General features: G+C 37.3%; 8 protein-coding genes, 1 tRNA gene and 1 pseudogene. 3 read left to right on the forward strand and 7 right to left on the reverse strand.

Annotated elements, in window-relative coordinates:
- Positions 1 to 63: 63 nt before the first annotated feature.
- From ACSC97_RS16580 to efp, 7 genes are all read right to left on the reverse strand, one after another.
- A tRNA-Val gene (locus tag ACSC97_RS16580) sits at positions 64 to 140 on the reverse strand.
- Positions 141 to 175: 35 nt separating this feature from the next.
- Positions 176 to 2,164, reverse strand: a complete 1,989-nt coding sequence (locus ACSC97_RS16585) for a transglutaminaseTgpA domain-containing protein (RefSeq protein WP_436662031.1) — start codon at positions 2,162 to 2,164, stop codon at positions 176 to 178.
- A 2-nt stretch (positions 2,165 to 2,166) separates the two neighbouring features.
- Entirely contained in the window at positions 2,167 to 3,084 is a 918-nt protein-coding gene (locus ACSC97_RS16590) for a DUF58 domain-containing protein (RefSeq protein ID WP_099948426.1), read from the reverse strand.
- Between the two features lie 13 nt (positions 3,085 to 3,097).
- On the reverse strand, positions 3,098 to 4,057 hold the full coding sequence (locus ACSC97_RS16595) for an AAA family ATPase (protein ID WP_436662033.1): 960 nt from the start codon (positions 4,055 to 4,057) through the stop codon (positions 3,098 to 3,100).
- A 78-nt stretch (positions 4,058 to 4,135) separates the two neighbouring features.
- The gene (locus ACSC97_RS16600) at positions 4,136 to 4,438 is read right to left on the reverse strand and encodes a YbdD/YjiX family protein (protein WP_126132172.1); all 303 of its coding nucleotides are present in this window, start codon (positions 4,436 to 4,438) and stop codon (positions 4,136 to 4,138) included.
- A gap of 2 nt (positions 4,439 to 4,440) precedes the next feature.
- Entirely contained in the window at positions 4,441 to 6,543 is a 2,103-nt protein-coding gene (locus ACSC97_RS16605) for a carbon starvation CstA family protein (protein WP_436662036.1), read from the reverse strand.
- Positions 6,544 to 6,720: 177 nt separating this feature from the next.
- The gene (gene efp, locus ACSC97_RS16610; RefSeq protein WP_004913097.1) at positions 6,721 to 7,290 is read right to left on the reverse strand and encodes an elongation factor P; all 570 of its coding nucleotides are present in this window, start codon (positions 7,288 to 7,290) and stop codon (positions 6,721 to 6,723) included.
- 87 nt (positions 7,291 to 7,377) lie between these two features.
- Here efp and epmB point away from each other — a divergent pair, with 87 nt between their 5' ends.
- From epmB to ACSC97_RS16625, 3 genes and pseudogenes are all read left to right on the forward strand, one after another.
- Positions 7,378 to 8,394, forward strand: a complete 1,017-nt coding sequence (epmB, locus tag ACSC97_RS16615) for an EF-P beta-lysylation protein EpmB (RefSeq protein WP_004913100.1) — start codon at positions 7,378 to 7,380, stop codon at positions 8,392 to 8,394.
- 11 nt (positions 8,395 to 8,405) lie between these two features.
- Entirely contained in the window at positions 8,406 to 10,157 is a 1,752-nt protein-coding gene (locus tag ACSC97_RS16620) for a GTPase (protein ID WP_436662039.1), read from the forward strand.
- Positions 10,154 to 10,477, forward strand: a pseudogene (locus ACSC97_RS16625) (diguanylate phosphodiesterase); the annotation flags it as partial. The gene ACSC97_RS16620 and the pseudogene ACSC97_RS16625, both read left to right, overlap by 4 nt.
- Positions 10,478 to 10,581 lie beyond the last annotated feature (104 nt).

Here is a 10,581-nt window from a genome sequence, read left to right on the forward strand (position 1 = left end):
ACAAAAAAGGGCTTTAAGCTACTGTTTTCGCTTAAAACCCTTATAACATAACGTTTAGAATATTGGTAGGTATAAGCAGACTCGAACTGCTGACCTCTACGATGTCAACGTAGCGCTCTAACCAACTGAGCTATACACCTAGAATGAAAAGCATGATATTCATTTTTTATAAGCTTCACAAGTTTTTTTGAACCTGTTTTAGTGTAATCGCACAGTCTTTAAGCAAACGCTTAAATAGCATGAGATTATTTTCATCCTTTTGTTCCTTAAAAATAATTTTTTGATATAACACAATAAGTTGTTCAAATGATTGATGACCATTAGCCTGTTCAGATAAACGATGAATCCACATCTGAAATGTCTCAGAATGTCTTTTTCGCAAATGAATGGGCAACTTTTTCTGAAACTTTTGTATTTCACGGTCGTAAGACGTTTGTTTGGATCTTTGCACCCACCAATAATAAGCCGCATACAAAATTAGAATTGATCCAAATCCTCCGATTAAAATAATCACATAGGCATAACTTGAATTTAATCCTAAACGTGATAACCAATTCTTTTGCTTTTCTACATCATATCCAACGACTTTACTCTGCCATTGATAACTTAAATAATCACTCCAAATTCGCATGTTTTTTAGCATTTTAAATTGCTGTAAACGCCAAGTTTCTGATTGCTGATCACCCCAGACTGTTTCGTCTTGGGCTAAATAATTTTGCATGCCTGTGTCAATTCTTTGCGGCGCAATCATCACTGTTGGATCAATTCTTTGCCATTTACCATTTAGATAAACTTCACTCCATGCATGTGCATCTAATTGTCTTACTTCCCAACTCTGATTATCAGGTGCTAGTTGCCCCCCTTGATAACCTGTTACCACACGGGCAGGAATACCTGCATAACGCATTAACATTACAAAACTAGATGCATAGTGCTCACAAAACCCTTTACGACTTGAAAATAAAAACTGATCTATTCGGTTTCCACCCAAAGTTCCAGGAGTTAATGTGTATACAAAACCATTTTTTCGATACCAAGCTAAGACACTTCGGATATATTGGTTCGGTTGATGCTGGCTTTGATTCAATAATGTTTCTGCGAGTTTCTGTGCTTTTGGATCTAATCCTTCAATATACCGAGTGTTTATTTCTATTTGTATTGGATTCAAAACTTCTGATTGGGCAGATATTCTGCCTAACCACAACATTTGTATTGGTTGATTTCGCTTTATCAATTTTGATGGGCGAATACTATCATCCTGATAAACCTGTAAATATCGTTCTTGAGGAACTGAATATTCAAGTCCCATGATCCAATTGGATTGCTCATCAGCTGATAAATATTGGTATGTAACTTGTTTTTGAGTAGCGTAATCCACTCGCTTCAAACTTTGATTTGAATAATGACTGGTCCAAGTTGAACCATCATACATATCCAATACCAATGCTCTCCAATATAAATCATTTCGACTCGGCAACTGATTCATATTTGCCACAATACGAAATGCTAGAGCTGATGATTGCGACAGCTCCGCAATATCACCTGGAGACATACGATCACTAATCCCCGTCGTAGCACGATCTTGTTGAATTGGAATCGCCCACAATGGGGGTAAACGCGGGAAGAAAATAAATAATAAAATAAAAAATGGGGTCGCTACTGCTACAAATTTAAATATCTGCTTTAAATCACGTCTGAACTGGTTTGATGCTGTTTTTTGCTGAAAAAGTGCGGTTTGAATGCGATATAACCCAACCATACACATGATAAATACAGAAAATACAACTAGCGCCATCCAGAATGCTTGACTATGCAATAACAGACTAGCACTGACAAATAATGCGAAGTTAAATACAACCAATAGATCTCGAGTATTTTTAACTTCCATTGTCTTTGCAATTAAACAGGTACAAAGAAATGCAACTCCAGCTTCCACACCAAATAAGCTTTGGTATTGTAGAAAGATCAAGGCAATAGAAACTATCGTAAATGGAACAAGAATCCAATTCGAAAATGCTGTGATTTTGTTCTTTAAATATTGCCAAACCAAAACCAACAACACGACAGCCCATAGACCACTCAAAGTAAATGGAATAAACGGGATTTGTCCAATTAGTATTAAGACTAGCGCAACTAAAATACAGAAATAAATTTGTTTATTCATCATCAAGCCTGCGCCAGCAAAAGTTTAGCCTTGATTAACTGTGATTGACCTTGTCCACTTTCTAATCGTGCATGAGGCAATATCACAGCATAGTCATCGCCCAATAGTTCGCATTGCTCAATTAAACCCATCATAAAACTCAGTTTTTGTTCATGCCCTTGTGCAGGTATTTGTTGATAATCTATTTCTAAATATTGATGATTGGCTTGAGTTTCGAACATTTTAATAAAAAATCCTTGTCCTCTTGCAACCTGTTTCCAAGCTACATTTTGATAGGAATCACCATGTTGAAATGCTCTTAGCTCTTTAAACTCATCTAAGCTGTCTTGAGCATTGGTAGGTTGGCTTTTATGTTCTTTTTGCCAATCGTGAGCTTTGGGAGCAATCCACACCTTATACTTAGGATATAAATAAGTCCATGCACGCACTAAACCGAATGGGTAAGTAGAATAAATTTTTATGGGTGAAAAATCGTATTGTCCTCGAGCATTTGGGTAAAATGGCAACTCAAAAATTTGTTGAGTATGCTCAAAACAGAAAAAATGTTCTTTGTCTTCACTAATAATTCTGAGATATCGAGTAAAAATACTTTTTTGTTTAAACATTATTTTTAGTGTAAATGAGTTATCCACTTGCCCTATCTCAGGAAAGACAAGCTCTATATCCAGCCGATGTAACTGCTTAAAAGTAAGATAAAAACTAATCCATAAAATTGCACTAATTAAAAAACAAAAACCTAGAATTAGGTTATTTGCGTAGTTAATACCTGCAATAAACGTAATTAAAATTAGCACAAGATATAGAAAACCTTGCCTATATAAAAAGATCAAAATATCTTTTTGTGTAAGTCGCTTCTTTTCATCAATTTGGAATCGTTTTGCAATCCAGTTTTGTAGTGGATGCTTGAATAATTTTTGCATATCCCACTCTCAACTAGAATGCCTCTACCGATTCTAAAATTTTTCTTACTTCATTTTCACCCAAACTGAGACGATGTGAAACTACAGATATAAACACCATCTGCACGTCGTCTGTCGTTACAAAAGCTCGACCTTCTACTAATGCATAAGCTTGGGATGCAGCTTTTAATGCCAATACTCCACGTGTTGATAGACCATGACGCTGCTTACGTGTTTCAGCGGCTAAATCTAAAATATAGTTAAGTACAGCATCACTTAAAAAAACTTGTTTAGCGAGTTCACGTAAATGCAAAATATCCGCTTGATTAAATACAGAATCCAATTGATGGATAAGAAGCTGACGTGAACTTTGTTGAAGTAAAAGTTTTTCAGCTTGGCGAGATGGATAGCCCAAAGACAAACGCATTAAAAAACGATCTAGTTGAGACTCAGGCAAAGCATAGGTTCCACTTTGAAAGAGTGGGTTTTGCGTAGCCAGTACCCAAAAAGGCTGAGGTAATTCATAGTGAATACCATCAACTGTAACAGCCCCTTCTTCCATTGCTTCGAGCAACGCGCTTTGCGTTTTAGGGCTACAACGATTAATTTCATCCGCAAGTAAAATTTGAGTAAAGACAGGGCCTTTTTTAAATTCAAAAATATGTTCTTTTTGATTAAAAATATTGATACCAATCACATCACTCGCCAGCATATCATTGGTAAATTGGATTCGTTGAAAATGCAGTCCCGCCAAACGAGCTAAAGCACTGGCTAATGTTGTTTTACCCAAGCCAGGTAAATCTTCAAATAGCACATGACCACCAGCAAGCAAACAAGTCAGTGCAAGTTTAGTTTGTTGCGGCTTATCTAAGATCAGCTCATTAACTTGAATAAGGAAACTTTCTATTTTATAGCTAAAGCTTTTAATATCTTGTTCTAGTTGCTGATTTTGTATTTTTTTTTCTTGAACAGAAGCTTTTTCCATGCCCCACATAATTCTATCCCCAAAATAAAACAGTGTATGCCTCAACATACACTGTTTTGATTTTTTTTCAAAGAAATCAAATAACTTCTAGCAAGGACATTTTTTCATATTCCCGCCTGACGATGGGTAACGCGCATCGACACAGTGACGATAAAAAGTCTTCGCATCCATCGGTGTCAAATCTGGATGATGCTGTTGCATATGTCTGAGATAGTTTTCGTAATCTGGTACTCCAACCATTAAACGGAAACTTTTTTGCAAGTTTTGCCATAGAAGTGCGATACGAGACCAATTTCTTGGTGAGAAAATCAGGTGTTTTTGCGACATAATCGTGAATTTAATAATCTTCACGATTACGGAACCACCTTCTTTCGCAATTTTGAAATCCATGCTTATTCTCCCTTCACGCTATTCGCAGTCATCGGTACATCTGAATAAACAGCAGGTGCCTCATTCACAGTAGGCGTTGAACTTGCTAATGCTTTTCGAATTGCTCCAATAGATGCAATTACCATTACGATAGCAACAATCATAAAGAATCCACACAACACCGCGTTGATTTGATTGGACATCACAATTGTTTGCATCTCTGCTACTGTTTTCGCCGGAGCGAGTATCTCCCCACGTGCAATCGCATCAGAAAAACGGTTCGCTTGAGCAAGGAAACCAATCTTCGGATTCTCATGGAAGATTTTTTGCCAACCTGCAGTCATAGAAGTGATAAATAAGAAAACTGTTGGGACGATTGTGACCCATACATATTTCTCTTTCTTCATCTTGAATAAAATCACCGTACCCAAGATTAATGCCATTGATGCAAGAATTTGGTTACCAATACCAAAGAGTGGCCATAACGAATTAATACCACCTAGAGGATCAACGACACCTTGATAAACGAAGAAGCCCCAGCCAGCAACCGCAACAAAAGTTCCAACTAAGTTTCCAAAAAAAGAGCTAGATTGTTTAACCGCAGGTACAACTATCCCGACCGTATCTTGCACCATAAAACGACAAGCACGTGTTCCTGCATCCACCGCGGTTAAAATAAATAATGCTTCAAACAGGATCGCGAAGTGATACCAAAAAGCCATCATTGAACGACTATTGAAAATTTCAGAAATGATATGTGCCATACCAATCGCAAAAGTCGGTGCACCGCCTGTGCGAGATAAAATAGAGCTCTCACCCACTTCTTGTGCGAGTACAGTTAACATTTCTGGTGTAACGATGAAACCTAAATTACGGACAGCTTCAGCAGCTGTATCAACCGTTGTACCTAACACTGCTGCAGGAGCATTGATCGCAAAATAGATTCCTGGATCAAGTACAGTCGCACAAATCATTGCCATAATGCCGACAAAAGATTCCATCAACATTCCACCATAACCGATCATACGAATATTTACTTCGTTATCGACGAGCTTAGGCGTGGTACCAGAAGAAACTAGCGCATGGAAACCAGAAATGGCACCACAAGCAATCGTAATAAATAGAAATGGAAATAATGTCCCTGCGAAAACAGGTCCTGTACCATCCACAAAATGCGTTACCGCAGGCATTTTCAAATCAGGCATTGCAAATACAATACCGATCGCCAAGCCAGCAATTACACCAATTTTAAGAAATGTTGATAAATAATCACGTGGTGCTAACAGTAACCAAACTGGTAAGACTGATGCAATAAAACCATAAATGATTAATGCCCATGTCAATTGCGTTCCACTTAAGGTAAATAACTGTCCCCAATACGGATCTTTTGCGACATCACCACCAAAAACAATCGCGGCCATCATCAAGACGAAACCAATGATAGAGACTTCTGCAATTTTACCTGGGCGCAGATAACGCATGTACACGCCCATAAATAATGCAATAGGAATCGTTGCAGCAATACTGAATACACCCCAAGGGCTATGAGCTAATGCTTTAACCACAACCAGTGCAAGTACTGCTAGAATAATCACCATCACGCCCAATGTACCAAGCATGACGATAACACCAGCAAAAGTACCCAATTCCTGCTTTGCCATTTCACCTAATGAACGACCATCACGACGTGTGGAGATAAACAGCACAAGAAAATCTTGAACTGCACCTGCAATCACCACACCGACAAGCAGCCAAATTGTTCCAGGTAAATAACCCATCTGAGCCGCTAGAATTGGTCCCACTAAAGGACCAGCACCAGCAATCGCCGCAAAATGATGCCCAAATAATACGTATTTATTGGTAGGAACATAATCCAAACCATCGTTTAAACGATGAGCTGGGGTTAATCGCCTTGGGTTTAATTCAAAAACCTTGTTTGCGATAAATAAACTGTAGAACCGATATGCAATGCTATATACACAGACAGCAGCGAGAACCAACCAAACTGCATTTACATGCTCACCGCGACTCACCGCCAATATCCCAAAAGAAATTGCCCCGATAATGGCAACTAAACTCCATAGAATCTTAGAGGAAAGCGATGTTTTTGCTTGTGTTATCTCCATTCAAAACCTCTCAAATATTTCACTTTTGGTGATTTGGATTTCCATTCCTATATTTTCTTTAGAAAATATCTTCGTGAGTCTATCGTTTATTAAAATAGATTTATCTAATACTTTGGCATAAAAAAAGGGATGATTCTTTATCATCCCTTCGATAATCGTATACTTTATGTTTAACGATTACGCACGCTCTAGGTAGTCACCAGTACGAGTATCTACACGAACGCTTTCTTCTTGCTGAACGAATAATGGAACACGTACCACAGCACCTGTTTCAAGTTTCGCTGGCTTACCTCCGCCGCCAGAAGTGTCACCACGTACACCTGGATCAGTCTCAACGATTTTGAGCACAACAAAGTTAGGTGGGCTTACAGTTAAAGGTACACCATTAAATAACATGATTGTACATTTTTCATTTGAATCATCTTTTAACCATTTTGCAGCGTCGCCCATTGCTGTTTTATCAGCAGCGATTTGCTCAAAAGTTACTGGATCCATAAAGTTCCACATTTCGCCATCGTTGTAGAGGTATTCCATTTCTACTTCTACGATATCAGCAGCTTCTAAAGAATCACCTGATTTGAATGTTTTTTCTAATACTTTACCAGAGCGAAGGTTACGTAATTTTACGCGGTTAAACGCCTGACCTTTACCTGGTTTTACATATTCATTTTCCATGATTGAACATGGGTTACCATCCAGCATGACCTTAAGGCCAGCTTTAAAATCATTTGTAGAATAATAGGCCATGAAAGGCGCACTCCAACTTAAAACTCAAATCTATTAATGCTAGACTAGGCCAATAGCCTTTAGGCTAACACTATTTTAACGTATGGCATGATAAACTATTTACATCAAGAGAAAAACTGGCAATCACAACTCAGTGATCTAATTACTGATCCTTTAGAGTTGTTAAATCTGCTTGAGTTATCCACTGAACAGTTATTATCAGGGGCAATCCTTGCCTCTGAACAGTTCAAATTACGTGTTCCACGCGCATTCGTCGGAAAAATGAGCATTGGAGATCCTTTTGATCCCTTATTGCTACAAGTTTTACCTCATCATTTAGAACTTGAAGATCATCCCGAATTTGTTACTGACCCACTTGGTGAAGAAGCAGCTAATCAAATGGCTGGAGTTCTACATAAATATCAATCACGTTTTTTACTGACTTTAACTGGTGCATGTGCGATTCATTGTCGTTATTGTTTCCGTCGCCATTTCCCCTATCAAGAAAACCTACCCAAAAATGATGATTGGATTAATATCAAACAGTATATTGAGCAAAATCCTCAAATTAATGAAGTTATTTTGAGTGGCGGAGATCCCCTAACTTTATCAAATCGAAAATTAGCACTTTGGTTGGAACGTCTAGCATCTCTCCCTCAGATTAAGATTCTGAGAATTCATTCACGTGTTCCCGTCGTTATTCCAAATCGAATCGATGAAGAGCTGATTTCTATATTAAAAAACAGTAGGCTACGCATTGTAGTAGTGATACACTCAAATCACGCAGCTGAACTTGACGACTTTACTTGCTCAAAGTTATTACAGTTATCAGAACACCATATTACAGTGCTAAATCAAGCAGTTTTACTCAAAGGTGTGAATGATTCTGCAGAAATTTTGAATAATTTAAGTTTGCGTTTATTTGACGCGCGTGTAATGCCTTATTATCTTCATGTATTAGATAAAGTAAAAGGCGCTCAACATTTTGATTTAAGGTCTTCAGAGATAGATCATATATATACTGATGTTTTAGCGAGTTTACCTGGATATCTTGTCCCTAAACTCGTAAGGGAAATTGCGGGCGAAAAAAATAAAACACCGCTTTTTGGGGTTCAAACGTTCTGAGATTGATTACAATGATGGATAATGCATTTTCGGATATTTTTCAAATTCCCACTGTTTTAAGAAGGGATAAACTCAGTTTTTGTGATTCAAACACTAAAAGCTTGAACGAATGGATTTCAACACTTGCCATAATGCAATTGGGTGATACCTCTAAAGCATTATTTTCAGCTTTACTTGAGCTAAGTGAATTAGAGTGCTCAGAAACTTTACGTTTTGATTTAATACAGACACTACACCCTACCATCGAAAATGTTTTAGGTAGTCTAGAAAAGAATTTTTTTAATCAAGGTGTCATCACCTCTGATCGCAATGAACACATTATCGAACTGGCAATGCTTTTGCGTTGTTACTTCGCAGCGATTTATATCAATATTGTTCGCCGAAGTAGCGATCAACTTGAGCATCAAAAATTTTCTTTTTTTGCATTAAATCAAAAGAAAAATCTCCAGACTGCAAGAACCTTAGCGACTTTCCAAGCATTACAACAACTCACTCAACTCCTGTATCAGCAACATATGCTTTATAGTGAACCTGTTGCAGGACAATGGCTCATTGCTCACCAACTTTATGATGCAGCTGTAACTCATAAATATCATCATACTACTTTGGAACAACCAGCAGGCAAACCAAGTCTCAATAATGTTGCTCAAGCTTATGCGCAACTTATCCTAATGGATATTTTTAACACCAATCAAATTCGCCAATCTGAAATTCAAGCTTTATTCCAATGCAGCTTTGACTGGGCGAAAATGCTGCAACTATTACCAAAAGAAACTGAGTTAACCAAATATGTAGTTGATACCAGTAAAGATCACCCACCTATTTATAACAAGAAACAGAGTTCAGGATTTAATCCAAATATTTTCATCAGCACCAATAGTCTTTTAGATCATGTCACTGCAACACTTCACAAAAATGCAGAATATATTTCTAAAAATGAAAAAATCTATTTAACACCTGCGCTGAAGTTTCATGTTCAAACGATTCTTGGCACCACTGCAGAACGACGTCACGAGCGTTATGAGTACTCTGCGCAGTTGCATATTTGTTTTGGATTACTCACTGCTCACTTCTATCTATCTAAAGCAAAGAACTTCGCTGAAACTCTTCAACTTGAACATGGTTATGGATTACAAAGCGAATCTCGCTTTTTGTCATCGTGGGATAAAAAAGAATCTTCTGACAATCAAGAATCTTCCATCCAACGTTTAAGCCGTGAAAGTAAAGCAGTTTATCAAGCAGATATTCTTGATATTAGCGTAAATGGATATCGTATTAAATGGACGACTGAAGCACCTAAAAACCTTCGGACTGGCGAATATATCTTGGTGAAAGAAACCTCACATGGTCATTGGCGAGGAGGTGTTATTCGTTGGCTTAAACAATCCAGTGAAAAAAGCCTTGAACTCGGTTTAGAGGTTTTAGCACAGGATATTTTCCCATGCGCAGTACGTATTCAATCTGACCGCCATGTGAGTAATTACCACCCTGCACTTATTTTAAAAAATCAGAATCTGGATGAAACAAAAACAACAATCATATTGCCAGGTTCGCAAATTTTCAGAGAACAGCAAGCTATTCATTTACGATTGGGGAAAGAGGAAGTAAAAGTGTACTTATTAACAGCACAGTTAATTACTCAAAGTTTTGTCCAGTTTGATTTCGAATTGCTCAATGAAGAAGATGAACCTAATCTTCAAAAATTTATAGCACAAAAGAATATGGATACAAATGATCAAGATTTATGGGAAGCATTGAAGTGAGAAATTCTTTACTCTCTAAAAAGTTAAAACGTACTGAAACACGCTTATTAATTATTGATGATAACCAACTTCGTTATAATCAAATTTTGCAATTATTTTCTGCACAAGAACACAAAGTCCAAGCTTGTCTATTGGATGATTTTAAAACATTTGAAAAGCAACTGAATCTACCTTGGGATATGGTGATTTTCGGTCGAGCTTATGATTTAAAAATCGAACAAACTCTCTCTTTGATTCAAGCATCATCACAACCTAATTTGCCCGTTTTATTGCTTGAACCAGAAGACTTCGATGCGCAACAGTATCAAAACTATATTAGACTTCTTGCAAAAATCAAAAAACGATCAACGTTTTGTTTGTTTTTTATCCACATTAAAAAGTCATGTTCTACTATCATGAGTACATGAAATATGAAAAAGTAAAG

Origin of the sequence: Acinetobacter sp. P1(2025), from assembly GCF_051390655.1 — a bacterium.
GTDB classification, from domain to species: Bacteria; Pseudomonadota; Gammaproteobacteria; order Pseudomonadales; family Moraxellaceae; genus Acinetobacter; species Acinetobacter junii.

Excerpts from the sequence above, each read along its gene's own strand:
- ACSC97_RS16585 (WP_436662031.1), bottom strand. The coding sequence starts at position 2,164 with ATGAATAAACAAATTTATTTCTGTATTTTAGTTGCGCTAGTCTTAATA.
- ACSC97_RS16590 (WP_099948426.1), bottom strand. The coding sequence starts at position 3,084 with ATGCAAAAATTATTCAAGCATCCACTACAAAACTGGATTGCAAAACGA.
- ACSC97_RS16605 (WP_436662036.1), bottom strand. The coding sequence starts at position 6,543 with ATGGAGATAACACAAGCAAAAACATCGCTTTCCTCTAAGATTCTATGG.
- efp (WP_004913097.1), bottom strand. The coding sequence starts at position 7,290 with ATGGCCTATTATTCTACAAATGATTTTAAAGCTGGCCTTAAGGTCATG.
- epmB (WP_004913100.1), top strand. The coding sequence starts at position 7,378 with ATGATAAACTATTTACATCAAGAGAAAAACTGGCAATCACAACTCAGT.
- ACSC97_RS16620 (WP_436662039.1), top strand. The coding sequence starts at position 8,406 with ATGATGGATAATGCATTTTCGGATATTTTTCAAATTCCCACTGTTTTA.
- ACSC97_RS16595 (WP_436662033.1), bottom strand. The coding sequence starts at position 4,057 with ATGTGGGGCATGGAAAAAGCTTCTGTTCAAGAAAAAAAAATACAAAAT.
- ACSC97_RS16600 (WP_126132172.1), bottom strand. The coding sequence starts at position 4,438 with ATGGATTTCAAAATTGCGAAAGAAGGTGGTTCCGTAATCGTGAAGATT.